Below are 18,277 nucleotides of genomic sequence, written 5' to 3' on the forward strand. Positions count from 1 at the left end.
TTTACCCCCGGGTGGGGGATGCCGTGTCTCACGGCGTGGGAATTACCTACGTCGATGTGGGCGCATCGACCACGCCCCGAAGAAGGATGTCGCTCATCGCTTTTCCGATCTCGGCGCCGGTCAGCGGACCGCCGGGACGGTACCAACGGTGCATCCAGTTGACCGCGCCGAGGATCGTGTAGGTCACCATCCGGGCATTGAGGTCAGACCTGAACTCTCCGTTCCGAATTCCGTCTTCGGCGATCGACCGCACTGCATCCTCGAAGCGTCGCGCACTCTCGACGAAGACCTGTTGCAGTTCGGTGCCCGAGGAGCTGATCCAGCGAGCATCCTCCTGGACGTAGATGTTGAGGAACGGATACTGCATCTCGTAAGACGTGGCCAGCAACTCGACCACCTCAGCTATGCGATCTGTCGCTGAATTCGGCTTGGCGGCCACAGCTTCGGCGCCGTGCACGTTGTAATCGGTGCTCTGTCGCACCAGCTCCAGGAAGATCTCTTCCTTGGTACCGAAGTAGTAGTAGATGTTGGATTGGCTGATTCCGAGGTGGTTGGCGATGTCGGTGATGCTCGTGCCGTTGAATCCCCTGATGGCGAACACTTCGGCGGCCTTCTCGATAATCTGCGCACGCTGCTCCAGCCACGCCGGGCTGCGTTCCTGGCGCGCCAGCTCGCGCCGTTGCGCGATCTTGCTGGGCTGGCGAGCCTTCGACTCCTTCATGAGTCAACTTCCTCGTCGTCCTGGACATGCCGAGACCTCACCCGTGGATCGTAGGGTGCGGTCGAGGACCGAGGGTACCGCCCAGACCCGACTGCGGTCAATACAGCTATTGACCATCGCTAGGCCCTGGTACTCAGCCGATCGTAGGTCGCGGAAGTGTTTCCTTGATCCCGCAGCAGGTGTTTGCGCACCCGCGATGTCGGTGTCTTGGGGAGCACCTCCGCAAGCTCGAGATAGCGCGGCTGCATGAATGCGGGCAACCGGTCGCCGAGGAACTCGACCACGTCCGAAAGCCGGATCTGCGCGCCGGCTTCGGCGACTATGAAGACCTTCACCTCGTCATCGCCGGCGTACTCGCCGGGATGGGCGACACAAGCCACCTCTTCAATGCCGGGGAACGCCAGCACTTCCCGCTCCACCTCGAAGCTGGAGATGTTCTCGCCGCGTCGGCGCAACGAGTCCTTGTAGCGATCGTGAAAGTAGTAGAAGCCGTCCTCGTCGACACTGACCGCGTCGCCGGTGTGGTACCAGCCGTCGCGCCACGCCTCAGTCGTCGCATCGGCGTCACCCTGGTAGCCGAGCGACATCAGGGTTCGCTCGTCCGAGCGGACGACCAGCTCACCGATGGTGCCCGCGGGCACGTCCTGACCTGCACCATCGATGATCCGGGCGTGAAAACCCGCGCGCACGGTGCCACAGCTTCCGGACGGTACGGACTGTCCGATCACCTTGGTGATCACCATGCTCGTCTCCGTGGAGCCGTATGCCGTACACAATCCACGCAGCCCGAACCGCTCGATGAAACCGGCGGCATCGGCGGGCAGCGGGGCTGCGAGCAGGAACTCCATGCCGTGGTCCCGGTCCGCGGGGGATACCGGCCGGGACTCGAGGTACTGAGCGACGGTGCCGGGGGCGACCGCGAAGGTGGAGCCGAGTTCCTTGGCAGTCTGCCAATAGGTGGACATCGCAGGTGAGCGCCGCACGACGATGGTGCCGCCCAGCCGCATCATCTGTACCGACGGGGCAAACGCCGAGAGATGGAACCAGGGCAGATCCGCCTGGAAAACCGAGTTCTCGGTAAGCCCGGCGCCCTCGATCAGCCAATCGACGACGCTGCAGAAGTACGCGTGGGTGCTGATCGAGGCCTTGGACGGCCCCGTCGTCCCAGAGGTCAGGAGCAGACAGTGTGGGTCCGACGGCAGTACCACCGGCGGCGGCGCAGCCGGTGCAACCCCCGCCTCGGCGAGTACGCCGGGGTGGATTCGTCGCGCCGCCCAGCGCGCGGGCAGGTAGTGCGCCTCGGTGTCCTCGGCAATCACCACGGCAGGGTCGATCCGGTCGCATGCGCTGCTGAGCATCTCGCCGCGATAAGTCGGATTGACCGGCGCGATGACAGCGCCGAGCAGCGTCGCACCCCACCAGGACCGGATCCAGCCCTCTCCGTTCGACAACAGAATCATCACCCGGTCCCCCGGCCCCACGCCCAGCGCAGCGAGAACCGCCGCAGCACGATTCCCGGCATCAAGGCTGTCCTGCCACGTCCACGTCACCCCGCCCTCGTACTTCACCAGCGGGCGGTCCGGCCAGGTCTCCGCGCCGCGACAGAGGAGACCGAGGATGGTGTCGGATTCGGACATGTGGGCTCCTCTTGGGGCAAATGCAGCCCGTCCCGCCGGAGGTTATCCGGCGGGAAGGGGCCGCTGGGTGCGACTGTAAGGGTTGATTTCTGCGGACCCGGATTCGGGTTAGTGGAAGTCCATCCAGTGCCCGTGCGGGGTCCAGCCCACGGCGAAGGGCAGTTCGACCTTGGCGATGGGGCCGGCAGGCAGATCCTCGGCGTTGAAGATCATGAAGTCGGTGTGCCGTTCGTTGAAGTACGACACCGGGGTGATGAGGTAGCCGTCGCCTTCGGGCGCGTCCGGGGACCGCGGCACGAACACCGATTCGTAGACCCCGATCGGACGGTCGTGTTTGATGGTGTAACTGTCCTCTTTACCGGTGTGCACGTTGCGGCGCAGCACAGTGTTCATCCGCATACCGTCGTTGACCTGTTCACCGGCAATGTAGAAGCCCCACTCGTAGGGCTTGCCCCAGAACCGCTCGTCGATCTTCGGCAGCTCCGCCGGGATGTCACTGAGATGCTCACTGGTGGCCTTGCCCTTTTCCAGGTCCAGGACCCAACGGCCGATGCAGGTAGTGCCGACCTGCCAGAACGGGACGAACGGCCCGCCGGGCGGAAACACCTCGTCGGTCTTGAAGGGCGGTGAGTTGAAGATCGGTCCGTCGAGCACGATCTTGCCGTCGGTCTCGTTGGCCGACAACGTGTGCATGATGTATTCGGGCTCGAAATCGGCCTCGATCCACTGCACCGGACCGTCGATGTCATCACGGCGGATCACCGCGATGACGGTGGGCAAGTTTACATCCCAGCCATATAGACCCCGCCCCTGGGCGATGCGGGCCCGGTCCTGCAGGAAGGGCGCGAACGCGACGATGGCGTAATTCTCGGTGATCCACATGTCGTGCGCGATGGCACAGTACGGCCCGTCATCGAGGTGCTTGGTACGCACCACCCCGTCGAGGGTCACACAGTGCACGCTGATGAAGGGTTTGCGGTCGCGGTAGGTGCAACTCCACAACTCCTCCTTGACCTCATCCCACTTCGGGTGCGGCCCGAAGGCCCCGTCCCCGAAACACACCTTCTCGAACAAACCATCGGAAAGCTGACTCGACCACGGGACAATCCCCTTGGTCTCCAACGTGATCGGATCCAGCGCGATCGGCGGGCACCCCTGCTCCGAGAGTGCCAGCACCTCACCGTTGAACGGCATCGCGTTGATGTTGGCCACGCCTTGGGGGATTCCCGCGTTGTGCTCGTCACGGATGGCATCGCCCAGGCCCCAGGCCCGCCAGTCATCGAATTTACCGTCGGCGTAGGAGAACAACGACCGACCGGCGCGCTCCTCGGCGACGAACTTCGGCGTCCGCACCCAACGATTGCGGAACTCGACCTTGCCGTCGCGAAACACCAAGCCCTGCACCATGCCGTCGATCGTGTACACCGTCTCAAGACCCTGCTTGTTCGGACGACGCCAGGTCGGGCCGTTGCGGTAGAAGCCGCCCTCCAACCCGTCGGGCAGTTCACCGGAGACAATGCAGTCTTCGATCGTGGCTTCGAAACGCATGGGCCGGAACGGCCCTCGCTGATTCGCGGGAATACCCATAGAGATCCAACTCCTTAACTAAAAGCATTGAGACACCCCGGCAGGCCGCTCGCGGTCGGGGTTGTCAATAGCATTATTGACAGCTCGGCGGCTGGGTGTCAACCCACTGAGTCAGTGGACAATTCGACGAACACCAGCAGTGATCGGAGTCGACGCAGCAATGGGCCCGGCGGCGAGGAGCGCGCTCCCCACCACCGGGTTGTCCGGTTCCCCGCTAGCGGAAGTCCATCCAGTGCCCGTGCGGGGTCCACCCGACCACGAAGGGTAATTCGATCTTGGCAACGGGGCCGGCAGGCAGATCCTCGGCGTTGAAGATCATGAAGTCGGTGTGCCGTTCGTTGAAGTACGACACCGGGGTGATGAGGTAGCCGTCGCCTTCGGGCGCGTCCGGGGACCGCGGCACGAACACCGATTCGTAGACCCCGATCGGACGGTCGTGTTTGATGGTGTAACTGTCCTCTTTACCGGTGTGCACGTTGCGGCGCAGCACAGTGTTCATCCGCATACCGTCGTTGACCGGCTCGCCGGCGGTGTAGAAGCCCCACTCGTAGGGCTTGCCCCAGAACCGCTCGTCGATCTTCGGCAGCTCGACAGGGGTGTCACCGAGACGTTCACTGGCAGCCTTGCCCTTTTCCAGGTCCACGACCCAGCGCCCGACACGGCTGGTGGAGACCTGCCAGAACGGGATGAACGGGCCACCAGGACTGAAGAGTTCGTCGGTCATGAAGGGCGGCGCGTCGAAGATCGGTCCGTCGAGCACGATCTTGCCGTCGATCTCGTTGGCCGACAACGTGTGCATGATGTACTCCGGCTCGAAATCGGCCTCGATCCACTGCACCGGACCATCGATGTCATCACGGCGGATCACCGCGATCACCGTCGGCAGACTGGTGTCCCAGCCGTAGATGCCGCGGCCCTGCGCGATGCGGGCCCGGTCCTGCAGGAACGGCGCGAACGCGACGATGGCGTAGTTCTCGGTGATCCACATGTCGTGCGCGATGGCACAGTACGGCCCGTCATCGAGGTGCTTGGTGAGCACCACCCCGTCGAGGGTCACACAGTGCACGCTGATGAAGGGTTTGCGGTCGCGGTAGGTGCAACTCCACAACTCCTCCTTGACGTCATCCCACTTCGGGTGCGGCCCGAAGGCCCCGTCCCCGAAACACACCTTCTCGAACAAACCATCGGAAAGCTGACTCGACCACGGGACAATCCCCTTGGTCTCCAACGTGATCGGATCCAGCGCGATCGGCGGGCAGCCCTGCTCCGAGAGCGCAAGCACCTCACCATTGAACGGCATCGCGTTGACCGCACTCACACCCTGGGGGATTCCCGCGTTGTGCTCGTCACGGATGGCATCGCCCAGGCCCCAGGCCCGCCAGTCATCGAATTTACCGTCGGCGTAGGAGAACAACGACCGACCGGCGCGCTCCTCGGCGACGAACTTCGGCGTCCGAACCCAACGATTGCGGAACTCGACCTTGCCGTCGCGAAACACCAAGCCCTGCACCATGCCGTCGATCGTGTACACCGTCTCAAGACCCTGCTTGTTCGGACGACGCCAGGTCGGGCCGTTGCGGTAGAAGCCGCCCTCCAACCCGTCGGGCAGTTCACCGGAGACAATGCAGTCTTCGATCGTGGCTTCGAAACGCATGGGCCGGAACGGCCCTCGCTGGTTGGCCGGAACACCCATGGAGTCGCCTTTGCTAGCGCAACGAAGCCCTGACAGACCCGCTTCGTCGTCAATACGATTATTGACGGACTGCGGGAACGGTGTCAAGGCCGCTGCTCATGGGGAAGTGGCGCTCGGGGCGTTGAGTGCAGACGTCGTTCAGCGCACCGGGGTCAGTACGAAGATCGGTATCTCACGGTCGGTATTACGCTGGTAGTCCGCGTAATCGGGCCAGGCCGCCACGGCGCGTTCCCACCAGAGTTGCTTCTCCTCGCCGAGGACCTCGTGCGCGTCGTAGTCAGCGCTGACCGTCCCATCCTGCAACTCGACGCGAGGGTTGTTCTTGACGTTGAAGTACCAGACCGGATGTTTGGGGGCCCCACCCAACGAGGCGACCACGGCGTAGCTACCGTTGTGCTCCACCCGCATCAACGGGATCTTGCGCAGCTTACCGGTTTTGGCGCCCACGCTGGTCAGCAGGATGACCCGCTTGCCTTTCAGCACGGTCCCGCGAGTGCCACCCGATTGCAGGTACTCCTCGGCGTTTTCGCGGGCCCAATCCAATGTGCATGGTTCGTATTCTCCAACAAGTGGCATGCCGCCAGCATAGCCCGTGCAGCGCTGTTAGCGGGGGCACTGCGTCCCTGATGGTGCTCGAATCATGTTGTGCAGCAGGATCTCGCGCGTTAGGCGATGAGGCCGAGTTGCTGGGCGCGGCTCGCCGCTTCGGCCCGGTTTCGCACGCCCAGTTTCCGGTAGACGGCACTGGTGTGCTGCTTGACCGTCCACCGCGACAGGTTCAGCCGCACTGCCACTTCCGGGTTGCTCAGCCCTGAGGCGACATGCTGCAGGACGTCGAGTTCACGCTTGGACAGGCGGGCCGCAGACGGCGCGGGGTCCTTCGGGAACACCCGCCCGCCTTCCACGACCCGTTTGATTGCATCGATCATCGCGGCCGCCGGCAACTGCTTGGGCAAAGATGCCACCGCCCCGTGCCTGCGAGCCAGCGCGGCCGACACCGGTGCCTCTTCCGACATCAGCACAATCTTGAGATCCGGGATCCGTTCCTTCAATGCGCGGCACAGCGCGAACCCGGACCGGCCTCCCAAAGAAGCGCTGATCAGCACTAATTGGGGGCGGCGCTGCTGCACCACCTGCCAAGCAGCCGCCGCCGATGCCGCAACCAGACAGGATGTCACCCACGGCGCACCGGCCAGCACCGCACGAAGACCGGCTCGCACCAGTGGGTGCTCGTCGACAACCAGGACGCGCTGCGGCATGCACCCGTCCGCTGAGTGGGGGCGCAGGACTTCCCGCATCACCACGGTGTCATCGACCGCACCGGCATCGTGACCTACCGTGAACATGAAGATACCTTCCCGACCGAGTTCAGTCGTCGTAGATGATGACGCCGCGGAGGTTCTTACCCTCCCGCATGTCGCTGAAGGCCTGGTTGATGTCCTCGAGCCGGTACGTCTGGGTGATGAGCTCGTCGAGCTTCAGCCGCCCGCCGCGGTACAGATCGCAGATCCGCGCCACGTCGTTGCGCGCGATGGTGTTTCCGTACAGGGATCCCTGAAGTCGCTTGCCGGACATGGCCAGTGAGAACAGATTGATCTTGACGTCAAGCTGCGTCGCCGGCGCCGCGGAGGTCAACACCATGACCCCGCCGGGGCGGGTCATCACTTCGGCGCCCTCCAGCAGGTCGCCGGTCATCACGCCTACGGTGATGATCACCCGGTGGGCGCCTTGGCCATTCGTCAGCTGCGCGAGAATGGGCGCTGCTTCCTCGTAGGTGGCCACCGCATGCGTGGCACCGAATTCTTTTGCCTTGTCCCGCTTGAACGCCACCGGATCGATCGCGATGATGTCTCGGGCGCCCTTGTGCACCGCACCCTGCACCGCGTTGATGCCGACCCCGCCGATGCCGATGACGACGACGGTGTCGCCCAATTGCATGTCGGCGGCGTACACCGAGGAACCCCACCCGGTGGGCACACCGCAACCGATCAGGGCCGCCTTGTCCAGCGGAATGTCCTTGCCGATCTTGGTGACCGCGTTGACCGGAGCGCACACGTACGGTGCGAAGGTGCCGAGGTAGGACATGCAACCCACGCCTTGACCGCGCGCGTGCACGCGGTGGGTGCCGTCCGGCGCGAGACCGCCGAGGATGCCGGCGCCGAGCACACACAAGTTGCCGCGACCAGAGGCGCACAGGTCGCAATGTCCGCACGCCGGCAGGAACGACATCACCACGTGGTCGCCGACCACCAGGTCGTCGACACCCGGCCCGACCTCGGTGATGACACCGGCGCCCTCGTGACCACCCAGCAGCGGCGCGAAGGGGATCGGGATCACTCCGTCGTCGAAGTGGTTGTCGCTGTGGCAGATACCCGAGGCCGCGAGCTTGACCATCACCTCGTGCTGTTTCGGCGGATCGATCTCGATGTCCTCGACGCTCCAGCCGGAATTGGTGCCCGGTTCCCAGAGCAACGCGCCTTTGGTCTTCATACCGTTCTCCTCTGCCTGGACTCGCTGGTCACCACTGGATCATCTTGGTTTCGAGGTACGCGGCGATCCCTTCGGGACCGCCCTCACGACCGTGGCCGGACTGCTTGAAGCCACCGAAGGGCTGTGACGCACACACCCCATGGTTGTTCACGAAGATCTGACCCGTCCGGACCTCGCTGACAACACGCTTGGCGACCTGTTGGTCATTGGTGTACACCGAGCCCGACAGCCCGTACGGCGAATCGTTGGCGATGTCGATCGCCTCGTCGATGCTGCCGTAGGAGATCATCGAGATGACGGGACCGAAGATCTCCTCGCGCGCAATCCGCATGCTGTTGTCGACTTCGGTGAACAGCGTCGGTTCGATGTAGAAGCCCTTGGCCAGATGCGCCGGTCGTCCGCCACCGCAGGCGACCTTCGCGCCTTCTTGACGGCCGATCTCGATGTAGCTCTCGACCCGGTCGCGCTGACGCTCCATGGCCAGCGGTCCCAGCATGGTCGCGGGATCGAACGGGTCGCCGACCACCATCGCGCTCATGGCGGCGGCCATCGCCTCGGCGAACTCCGCAGCGCGCGAACGCGGAACGAGCACCCGGGTCAGCGCCGCGCAGATCTGTCCGGAATGGCCGATGCCACCGGCCAGCAGGGTCGGCAGGACGTCGGCGAGTTCGGCGTCCTCGGCGATGATCGCGGCCGACTTGCCGCCCAGTTCGAGGGACACGCGGGCAATGCGCTCGCCACAGAGGCTCCCGACGCGCTTGCCGGCTTCGGTGCTGCCCGTGAACGTGACCTTGTCCACGTCGGGATGCCGAACCAGGTGCTCGCCCGCCTCGCGGCCGGCCGGCAGGATGCTGACAACACCTTCGGGTACTCCGGCGGCCTCCAGACATTCGGCCAACATGTAGGTCGTGAGCGGGCCTTCGGGCGCCGGCTTGAGCACCACCGTGCAACCGGCGGCCAGCGCCGACCCCAGCTTCAACGCGGCGCCTCCGACCGGCGCGTTCCACGGGATGATGGCGCCGACCACGCCGACGGGTTCGCGGACGATGCTGACGTTGGCCTCACCGTCCACGCGATCCTCGGAGAACGCCACCTGCTCGTGCAGTCGGGCAGCCTGCCGGAACATCTGCACGGCCATGGCGTGCAACGGCCCGCCGAGGGCGACCGGCGCCCCGATCTCAGCGGCGAACACCGGGGTGAAGTCCGGTACCCGCTTCTCCACCTCGTCGGCGATCCGGTTGAGCAGTTCGCCGCGCTCCTCGGGGCTGGTCTTGCGCCAGCCGCCCTGGAACGCCTCCCGCGCCGAGGCCACCGCGCGATCGATATCCGCGGGAGTCGGTTCCGGGACCCGTGAGATGACCTCCTCGGTGCTGGGCGAGATCACCTCGATGTGCCCGTCGCCTGCCGGGTCGACCCACTGGCCGCCCACATACAACTTTTCGAAAGTCGGGACGGAGTTCTTGTTGAGTACTGATGTCATCGAACGCTCCTCTGCGCGGTTGGTGCCGGTTGGTCTGGTTGGGGCCGGCCGAGTGCTCGGGCCATGTTCCGGTGCGCCTCGGTCACCGAGGGCTCGTTCGCACCGATGAGCAGACTGTCGCGCAAGCCGCTCTGAATCGCTGCGTTGATCCCGGGGACCTGGGCGTAGTCCTCTTCCTCGAGCGCAACACTGGCCAGTTCGTAGAACGGTCCGATTGCGGCACGTTCCTCGTCGGTCATATTGGCCTTCAGCATGATTCGGTTGTCGGTCAGCTGTGTATCGGGTCGCCGCCCGGGAAACAACCGGGTGATGAAGCGGATATCGGCGAAGTCCGGGGCGGTGATGATCGTGTTGGGCCACAGGTACAGCACGGTGTTGTAGGGAGCACTGGTGAGGCTGTCGAGCACTGCCTCGACATCCGGAGCCGCCGCCATCTCTTTGACCACGTTCATCGACCAGGTGGTCCGGATGTGGCGCCCCTGCGGCCCGAACGCATCATGGGTGGAGCCGTTGCCGATGAAAGACGGGGCCAGAGTGCGGGCGTGCACCGTCTTGACGTGGTAGCTCTCCAGGTAGCCGCACAACGCCACCTTCCAGTTCACATCATGTGGCAGCAGCTGCAACTCTTCGACGGCGAAGGCGTCGAGATCACACATCGCGAGCTGAGCGGCGAAGTCCCCGAGGAACGCGTCGATGTCCATCTCGACCTTGGGGTCGAGCACCACGAAGATGAACCCGTGCCGCTCGGCGCAGGGCAACTCGACCAACCCGTAGTCGCAGAAGTCGATATCGCCGAACTTGCCCGGCTGGGTCACCGAGAGCAGCTCGCCGGCCGGACTATAGGTCCAGGCGTGGTACGAGCAGCTGATCCGCTTCTTGATCTCACCGCTGCCCTCGAGGAGCTTAGCCCCGCGGTGCGAACAGGAGTTCAGAAAGGCCTTGACCGACCCGTCGTTTTGGCGCACCAACATAACCGGGACGTCGAACAACAGCTCGGTGCGAAATGTCCGTGGACCCGGCAGCTCACCGGACAGCGCCGCCACAATGGGCACCGCGTGCATCAACGCACGTTCGGCCGACGCCACCTCGGGGTCCAGATATTCACCGGCGGGCACAACTCGAGCGCCATCGGGATGCAGATCCGTGGTGCCCGCCTGGACGTGCTCGATATGGCGCAAAGTCAGCACACGGCGCGTCAGCTCCGCGAGGTCGCCGGTCTCCGGTGCCGACTCGATGGTCATGCCGGGCAACGCTACCGCTCGGCAGCAACATTCGTCAATAACTGTATTGACGGATGTTGTCGTCGACTGTTTGGATGATCCGAGCCGGGGCCGAAACGTCTCGCGCTCCCACGGAACGTGCGCGGGGACCCCGCACCTCGCGGCGCGGGCCCAACCGGACGGCCAACACCCGTCGGCGGTGCCCAGGCGGCCGGAACGGCTCATCCAGCATCGCAGCGCGCACGCGAAGGCGACACCGACACGCTTTCCGATCCCCGCCCGCGACACGAAGAGGAGCCCAGCGTCACATGAAGATTCGCTTTGATCGCAGCAAATGCCAGGCGCACGGCCAGTGCCACGGCATCAACCCTGAGCTGTTCCCGCTCGATGATGACGGGTACCCGACGTTGACCGAAAGTGTCGTCGAGTCCGGCGATGAGCAGGATGCCCGCTCCGCGGTCGCCGCCTGCCCAGAAGATGCGCTCACCCTCCGGGCGGATTGATCTCCAGAACGCAGCCGTCGCTGCCCGACCGGTGCGCACGGTGCAGCCGCGGGTCCGCCATGGCCGAGCGGGCGCAGCAAAGCTGTCAATAGCCACATTGACAGCCCCGCCGGCCCGCCGCTATCTTCGGGAAGTTCTGTGAGCTGCACCATAACGCAGTGCAGCCGCCCTCGATTGCCACCACGTATCAGAAGGGGAGCCAGCCATGCCTGAATCCGACAACCGTGAGTTCGTCCAAGGTCTCTACGCAGCCCTCGCCGAAGGAAACCCCGGCCCACTGTTCGAGGCCATGGACGAGGACTTCGTCACCTACGAGGCCGAATCACTGCCTTTCGGCGGCGAGCACCGCGGCCCGGCTGCCAACCAGCGATTGGTGGAGTCCATCTCCCGCTACGTCGACTTCGCCAGTATCAAGATGGACCAGTTCCTCGCCGGCGGCGACTTGGTGATGGCGCTCGGCACCGTGGTGTGGCGGGGAGTCGACGGCGACCAAGCACTCGAGATGCCTCTCGGCGAGATCTGGGAGGTCCGCAACCGCCGGCTGATCTCAGCGCGCCCGTTCTACCTGGACACCGCCGCCATGCTGGCACCCAAGGCAAAAGAAGCCACGGTGTAGCTGCGAATCCGGCTTTCCCGTCCGCGATGATCTCGCTGGACGGGGAAGCCGGCCTATCGCCGTGTTTCGTTGTGCTACTTCGACTTCCCGGTACCGGTGATTGCCGACCCTGCCGACGCTGTTGTCAGCTGCGGGGTGCCGGCGTCAGCATGGTCTGCCACGTTTTGTCCTTCGGTGCATTCTGTCCGAGATCGGCTTGGGTGTAGCTCTTTCCGTCCGGGCCGGTATAGGTACCGGTTTCCGGGTCGTACAGCGCAGTGGCTATCGCCGGTTCGGCCGGTGCTGGTGCGCGGGCAACACCCGGGGGCAGCTGTGGAACATCCTGGCCGGTCAGTGTTGCGTTCGGGTCACCCTTCCAGTTGTGGCCCTCGTTGAGCGGCACATACTCCTCGTCGCTCTCACACATCGCGACCGTGGGTGCACGCTTGCCCGGTCGCGTCAGGCACGGATAGTTGCGGGCACCGCGCACGGCAGTGAAACGCGACTCCTGCGGTATCCGGCAGTACCGGTCCCCGGGTGGGGCGTCCGGTGCGTCTTCGAAGCTCGGTGGCCGAATCTGCGAAGCCGGCAGGAACCCCGTCGAGCATGTCGGCGGCGCATTGAGATTGAGGTTGAAGTTGAGCAGGGTGCCGTTGTACGGGGTCTTGACGTCTTTGAGCATGACGGCACTGCCCGACATGTTGGCGACGCCCTGCGGCAACAGGACCAGGAGCTGTTCGATGGCGGGTTGATATGTCACCCCGACGTTTCCGATACTGACGAGGTCTGCGAGCAGCACCGGCAAAGTCGGTTGCAGGCGCTCGACGAGTTGACGGGCTTCATCGGCTGCCGGCGGGCCCGCGGTGAGAAATCCCGACACTCCCGCGTCGTGGCTCTGTAGAGATCCGGAGACGGTAGCCAAGTGCGAGGCCCACGCCCTGATCTGATCCGCCGTCTCGGTTTGAGAGTCGAGTACCGGCTGGGTGTTGTCGATGGCCGACGTGATGGACTCCAGGTTCGCCCGTGAATCGATCGCCAGCGCCGTCGTACCCTTGACGAGCCGGGCGATGTCGGGACCCATGCCCCCGAATGCCTGGTAGCTCTCCTCGATCACGGTGTTGAGGTCGTCCTGAGGTATTGCCTGCAGACCCCTGTTTGCGGCGTCGAGGAGGCCGTTGATATCGGGCGGCACAGTGGTTCGATCCACCGGCACGACGTCACCGTCGCGCAGCGGACGCGACGCTCCGTCGCGGGGAAGAAGTGCGATGTATTGCTCACCGATGGCGGACTGACTGTGGACTTCCGCGTCAAGGTCAGACGGAATCGGGATGTCGGCATCCAACGACAACACGGCGTGCACCCGGCCGTCCACCAGGTCGACGCTCTTGATCCGGCCGACCTCCGTACCGCGGTAGGTGACGTTGCCGGCGGAATAGATGCCGCCGGCACGCGGCAGTTCGACGGTCACGGCGTAGCGACCGACTCCGAAGATGAGCGTGGGCGCCTTGATGTAACCGAAGATCATCACGGTCCCTGCGACCAACGCGATCGAGAAGAACACCAACAGCTGGAGCTTTATCCGCCTCGTCAAAATCACGTCAGGACCCCTGATTCAACTGGTAAGGAATGATGAGCGGGTTTCCAGCCGTGTACGGACTGGGGAGTTGACCTATGGTTCGGCCCCAGCGCATCTCGAGCTCGGTCAGCTTGCCCTCGAACCGAGTTCCGGTGAACATCGCCGCGTCGATCCGACTGAGGGTCAGGTCGAAGATTCCGGTCAGGTTCACGTAATCGCCGCGCACCCAATTTTCGATGGTCTCCTTGGGGAACGGATACGTCGAGAGGTAGCTCAGTGATCGGGTCATCGCGGGCCCCGCGTCGGCCAGCGACTTGAGCACCGGTCCGACGTCGTGGAGTTCCTTGACGACGTTGCCCTTGCTTCGGTTCACTGCATCGGCCGCAAGCTCGCTGAAGTTGCCGAATTCAGCGAAAGCGTCAGTCAGGTCGCCCCGCTCGTCGCTGAGCACTTCCAACGCGTCCGGAATGGTCTTCAGTGCCTTGTCGACGACGGGCTGCTGCGCGGCGAACTGCCCCGCGACGGCATTGAGGCTATCGGCGGCCGCGATGATGTCGTCCTTCTGGACATCGAGTTCACCGACGAAGACGTTGATTTGCTCCAGGAAACTGCGCATGTCCTGTTCGCGGCCCTTGAACGCGGTACTGAACGTCCGCGTGATGTCGTGGACCTGCCCCAGACCGCCGCCGTTGAACAGCATGGACACCGCGGCCAATGTCTGCTCTGTCGTCGGATAACTGGCGTCGCTCTCCAGCGGTATCAGAGATCCGTTCTGCAGCTTGCCTTCCGGCTTCTCATGCACTGGCGGGGCGAGCTCGATGTGCAACGTTCCCAGCAGGCTGGTCTGTCCGATCTTGACCGTTGCGTTCGCCGGAAGCTCGACGTTCCCGTTGAGGGTCATGGTGACCAGCGCGTGCCAGCCTTGCCGTTCGATATCGCTGACGTTGCCGACGGTGACGTCGCCGACGCGCACCCGTGAGTTCCGCTCCAGGTTGGTGACCTGAGGCAATTGCGCCTGCACCCGGTACGCGCCGGATCCACCACCTTCGGTGCCCGGCAACGGCAGCGTATTGACACCACGCCAGCCGCAACCCGACAGCGCGGCGACCAATGCCAGCAGCACCAGCGCCACCAGGACGCGTCGCCGCGGACCGGCCGTCATGAGCCCGCCCCGGCGGGAACCATCAGTCCGGGCAATCCGGCCGCGGGATCGGTGGCAGGCGGTCCGGGCCGGCCGGGATCCGAGTCTGCGTCACCCTCGGCGGACAGCGGCGTGTGCGCCGGTGGCGGCGCGGGCCGGTAGTCGGGCCGCAGCCAATCCTCGCTGTGGGTGATCTCGTTCGGTCGTGCCACGGCGCCGACCACCGGATTGAGTCCGATGGGCGGAAAGTTGTACTGCCGGTTCTTGATGATCGGCGCCAGGTACTGGACGCACAACTTGGCCGACTGCTCCGCGTTGAGTCGAGAGGCCGCCTGCAGCGCTCCGCACAGGAACGAGACCGGATTGGCGAAGTTGTTCACGGCCAGGATGCCGGTGGCCGCGGCATTGCCCGGCGGGAAGATGTTCACGAAGTTCTGCAATCCGTTGGGAAGAACGTGCAAGGCCTGCTTGACGTCGCCGAGGCTTTCGTCGACGGCGGTGCTGATCGATGCCAGCTTGTCCGAGGAGGTGCCGAGTGCCTCGCGGTTCTCCGCGACGAACTCTCGGACGTCATCGGCCGCGGTGAAGATGTCGCTGATGGCCTGACCGAACTCGTCGTGGTCGTTGGCCAACACCGAGGTGGCGCTTGCCAGATTCCGATTGAGTTGACCCATCAGATCTGTGCTCGACTGCAGGGCCGTCACCAGAATCGACAGATTCTTCACGGTCCCGAAGATGTCGGTGCTGTGGTCACCGAGCGCGGAGAACGCCTGAGCCAGTTTCGTCAACGTGTCGCGGATCTCGGCACCCTGACCGCGCAGGTTGGCGGCGGCGGTGTTGATGAACCCGCCCAGCGGGCTCACGCCCTCGGCGAGGGTCGGTTGCAGAGTCTCGGTCAGCGTCTGCAACTGTTCACGAAAATCGTCCCACTCCACCGGAACCGCGGTGCGCTCCGTCGGGATCACCCCGTTGTCGGGGAACTCAGGCCCGCCGGTGAACACCGGCGTCAACTGGATGGCGCGTGCCGAGACCAACTGCGGAGAGATGATCACCGCCTGCACGTCGGCGGGGACCTTGTACTTGCCGCTCACCCAGAAGCTGATCTTTGCGCGGTCGGGTTGCGGTTCGATGGTGTCGATCTCGCCGACCGGGACGCCCAGTACCCGAATCTCGTCGCCGGGGAAAATGCCATTGCTGTTCGCGAAATACGCCACCACATGGGTGCGTCCGGTCTGCGGCACCGTACGCACCGCGACGACGACGGCCACCACCAGGGAAAACGCCACGGCGATCGCCAGGGCGACGCGCACGTTCGCTTTGGCGCCGTTCATCGCTGCGCTCCGTCGGTCGCTGGTGTTGATTCCGCATTCGGCGGCGGGGGCATGATCGCCGGCGGGCCGGGCGGCGGCCCACCGGGTGCGGGCGCCGGCAGCGGCTCGCGGTACGGATAGCGTAGATCTCCGGGATTTCCGGTGATCGCCTCAGGCACAGTGAGTTTCGGCTCGCCACCCTGGCCCGTCCGGGGGAAGGGCATTGGTAGGGGCGGCGTGGCGGGCTGGCCTACCTGAGGATCAACGCGTTCGGTGGGCAGCAGAACATTCGGATCCAACCCCAGGTCCGAGAATGCTGCGTCGATGAACGGTTGAATGAACTGTCCGGGCAACACGTTGGCCAGGATCGCCTTGAAGTACGGACCCGAGGCCACCGACTCGCCCAAGGACATGGCATAGGAGTTGAGCAGCTTGATGGCCTTTTGGATCCGCTCCTTGCGGCCCTCGATTATCGCCAGGGCCCCGTTGAACTTGTTCAGCGCCGGCCGCAGCGTCTCACGGTTGTCCGCGACCAGCCCCGAGACCTGCCGCGACAGCGCCGAGATATCACCGGAGAACCGGTCCAGGGCAGTGCTTTGCGTCTGTAACTGTGCCAACAATGCGTTCGTGTCGGCGATCAAACCGACCACCTCGTCGGTGCGCTTGGCCAATACGCCGGTCACCGTGTTGGCGTTCTCCAGCAGCCCGCGCAGTTGCGCATCGCGCTCGTTGAGCGTCTGTGAGAAACGCGCCGCACCCGCCACGGCAGCCTGCAGATCGGGCGCGGTGTTCTGAAACGTCTGCGCCAGCGTCGTCAGCGATTCGTTGAGCTGGTCGGTGTGCAACTCGCCGATGGTGTCCGCGAGATCCCCCAGCGCGTCGGGCAGCTGGTAGGCCGAGGTGGTGCGGTCCAACGGTATTGGACCCCCGAGCTTTCCGTCTCCCCGTGGGGTGACCTCCAGGATCTTGGCGCCGAGCAGGCTCTTGGTCTTCACAGCGGCTTCGGCGCGATCGCCGAGATCGACGTCGTCGTTGACCTTGAACTTGACCACCACGCTGGTGCCCTCCAGGTCGACGACCTCCACCTCGCCGACCCGCAGTCCGGCCACCTGCACAGCGGCGCCCGTCTTCAGACCGCCGGCTTCGGCGAAGTACGCGCTGTACTCGGTGCCGGAATCGAAGAACGGTAGGTGCTTGTACTGCAACGCTCCCAGCGTGACCACGGCGGTCACCGCCACCCCGACCACGCCGACGATCCCGACGTTGCGTTCAGAGAAGTGTTTCATTTCGCAGCGCACCGTCCCGTGTCCTGGGTTGCGAGTTTGACGTAGACAGGCTGGCCGCCCTTGCCGTTGACCTTCAGCATCAGGTCGCAGATGTAGTACGAGAAGTAGTCGCCGTGCATGCCCTGTCGGGCGAGTCGCTGATAGGCGTCGGGCAGCGTCTCCAGGAGGTTGTCGACATATTCGTGGTCCGCGACCACCAGGCCGCTAACTCGATCCGACTGTTCCACCACGGTTTTCAACGGAGCCCGCGCCTGGCCGAGCATGTCTGCCACGGAGTGTGAGACCGCGCTGGTGTGGGCGATGGCAGCGCTCACGTCTGTCTTGCGACTTGCCAAGGCGCCGATGAGTTCCGATAGCGAGTCGACCGCCTTCGCGAACTGGTCGCCCTGGTCGCCCAGCGATGCCAGTACGGTATCGAGATTGCCGATGACCTGCCCGATCAGCGCGTCGCGGTCGGCCAGGGTGTCGGTCAGGGCGGCCGTCTGCGAGAGGAAGGAACTGATGGTCGTACCCTGGCCCTGGAATACGTCGACCAACTGACCCGTGAGCAAGTTCACCTGCTCGGGATCGAGCGCACGGAACAACGGACGGAAACCACCGATCAGTGCGTCGAGGTCCAGTGCCGGTTCCGTACGGTCCTGCGGTATCACCTGTCCGGCGGCGAGCCGCTGAAGGCTGCCAGTGCCTTCGCGGAGCTCCAGGAACCGGCCGCCGATCGGATTGTCGTATCGAATGGCCGCTTCGGAACCCCCAGTGAGGACCACCGAGTCGTCGGCGGTGAACTCGACCACCGCCAAACGCTGTTCGTTGAGCACGATGTTCTTCACCTTGCCGACCTCTACGCCGGCAATACGGACGAAGTCGCCCGCCTCGAGGCCACTCACGTTCGTGAAGTCGGCGCGGTAGCTGGTTTCCTTCTGAAACCGGAGTTGCGCGAAGAGCGTCAGCAGGGCAAACGTGCCCAGCAGACAGACCAGTACAAAGAGTCCCAGACGCCAGATCACGCCCCCGAGCTTTTCTCTCACCGCGTCATCTCTC

At 64.5% G+C, this 18,277-nt stretch carries 16 protein-coding genes; 2 read left to right on the top strand and 14 right to left on the bottom strand.

Annotated features, from left to right (window positions below; genetic code table 11):
- Positions 1-46: 46 nt before the first annotated feature.
- From RCP80_RS24955 to RCP80_RS24995, 9 genes are all read right to left on the bottom strand, one after another.
- On the bottom strand, positions 47-721 hold the full coding sequence (locus RCP80_RS24955; RefSeq protein WP_308480245.1) for a TetR/AcrR family transcriptional regulator: 675 nt from the start codon (positions 719-721) through the stop codon (positions 47-49).
- A gap of 119 nt (positions 722-840) precedes the next feature.
- Positions 841-2,358, bottom strand: a complete 1,518-nt coding sequence (locus tag RCP80_RS24960) for an AMP-binding protein (protein WP_308480246.1) — start codon at positions 2,356-2,358, stop codon at positions 841-843.
- Positions 2,359-2,466: 108 nt separating this feature from the next.
- A complete protein-coding gene (locus RCP80_RS24965; protein ID WP_308480247.1) occupies positions 2,467-3,945 on the bottom strand; it encodes a carotenoid oxygenase family protein in 1,479 nt (492 codons plus the stop codon).
- Positions 3,946-4,159: 214 nt separating this feature from the next.
- Positions 4,160-5,638, bottom strand: a complete 1,479-nt coding sequence (locus RCP80_RS24970) for a carotenoid oxygenase family protein (protein ID WP_308480248.1) — start codon at positions 5,636-5,638, stop codon at positions 4,160-4,162.
- A 138-nt stretch (positions 5,639-5,776) separates the two neighbouring features.
- Positions 5,777-6,214 carry a nitroreductase family deazaflavin-dependent oxidoreductase gene (locus tag RCP80_RS24975; protein ID WP_308480249.1) on the bottom strand — a complete coding sequence of 146 codons (438 nt, stop codon included), beginning with the start codon at positions 6,212-6,214 and terminating at the stop codon, positions 5,777-5,779.
- Between the two features lie 89 nt (positions 6,215-6,303).
- On the bottom strand, positions 6,304-6,984 hold the full coding sequence (locus RCP80_RS24980) for a response regulator transcription factor (protein WP_308480250.1): 681 nt from the start codon (positions 6,982-6,984) through the stop codon (positions 6,304-6,306).
- 22 nt (positions 6,985-7,006) lie between these two features.
- A complete protein-coding gene (locus tag RCP80_RS24985) occupies positions 7,007-8,128 on the bottom strand; it encodes an NDMA-dependent alcohol dehydrogenase (protein WP_308480251.1) in 1,122 nt (373 codons plus the stop codon).
- Positions 8,129-8,156: 28 nt separating this feature from the next.
- On the bottom strand, positions 8,157-9,608 hold the full coding sequence (locus RCP80_RS24990; protein ID WP_308480252.1) for an aldehyde dehydrogenase: 1,452 nt from the start codon (positions 9,606-9,608) through the stop codon (positions 8,157-8,159).
- Positions 9,605-10,849 carry an aromatic ring-hydroxylating oxygenase subunit alpha gene (locus tag RCP80_RS24995; RefSeq protein WP_308480253.1) on the bottom strand — a complete coding sequence of 415 codons (1,245 nt, stop codon included), beginning with the start codon at positions 10,847-10,849 and terminating at the stop codon, positions 9,605-9,607. The genes RCP80_RS24990 and RCP80_RS24995 overlap by 4 nt, the downstream gene beginning before the upstream one ends.
- Positions 10,850-11,136: 287 nt before the next feature.
- Between RCP80_RS24995 and RCP80_RS25000 the strand changes: the two genes are divergently transcribed.
- Both RCP80_RS25000 and RCP80_RS25005 read left to right on the top strand, forming a co-directional pair.
- Complete coding sequence (locus RCP80_RS25000; protein WP_308480254.1) at positions 11,137-11,331, top strand: ferredoxin; 195 nt, start codon at positions 11,137-11,139, stop codon at positions 11,329-11,331.
- A 205-nt stretch (positions 11,332-11,536) separates the two neighbouring features.
- On the top strand, positions 11,537-11,947 hold the full coding sequence (locus tag RCP80_RS25005; RefSeq protein WP_308480255.1) for a nuclear transport factor 2 family protein: 411 nt from the start codon (positions 11,537-11,539) through the stop codon (positions 11,945-11,947).
- Between the two features lie 124 nt (positions 11,948-12,071).
- On the opposite strand, the gene RCP80_RS25010 is transcribed toward RCP80_RS25005, so the two are convergent.
- From RCP80_RS25010 to RCP80_RS25030, 5 genes are read right to left on the bottom strand one after another with little or no spacing between them, the layout of a single operon-like run.
- A complete protein-coding gene (locus RCP80_RS25010; protein WP_308480256.1) occupies positions 12,072-13,523 on the bottom strand; it encodes an MCE family protein in 1,452 nt (483 codons plus the stop codon).
- 1 nt (position 13,524) lies between these two features.
- Positions 13,525-14,664 (bottom strand): MCE family protein, encoded by a 1,140-nt coding sequence (locus tag RCP80_RS25015; protein ID WP_308480257.1) that lies wholly within the window; start codon positions 14,662-14,664, stop codon positions 13,525-13,527.
- Complete coding sequence (locus RCP80_RS25020) at positions 14,661-15,974, bottom strand: MCE family protein (RefSeq protein ID WP_308480258.1); 1,314 nt, start codon at positions 15,972-15,974, stop codon at positions 14,661-14,663. Before RCP80_RS25020 ends, RCP80_RS25015 begins: the two co-directional genes overlap by 4 nt.
- The gene (locus RCP80_RS25025) at positions 15,971-17,239 is read right to left on the bottom strand and encodes an MCE family protein (protein ID WP_308480259.1); all 1,269 of its coding nucleotides are present in this window, start codon (positions 17,237-17,239) and stop codon (positions 15,971-15,973) included. Before RCP80_RS25025 ends, RCP80_RS25020 begins: the two co-directional genes overlap by 4 nt.
- Positions 17,236-18,264 carry an MCE family protein gene (locus RCP80_RS25030; RefSeq protein WP_308480260.1) on the bottom strand — a complete coding sequence of 343 codons (1,029 nt, stop codon included), beginning with the start codon at positions 18,262-18,264 and terminating at the stop codon, positions 17,236-17,238. The genes RCP80_RS25025 and RCP80_RS25030 overlap by 4 nt, the downstream gene beginning before the upstream one ends.
- Positions 18,265-18,277 lie beyond the last annotated feature (13 nt).

It is taken from the genome of Mycolicibacterium sp. MU0053 (genome assembly GCF_963378095.1).
In the GTDB taxonomy this organism is placed as follows: Bacteria; Actinomycetota; Actinomycetes; order Mycobacteriales; family Mycobacteriaceae; genus Mycobacterium; species Mycobacterium burgundiense.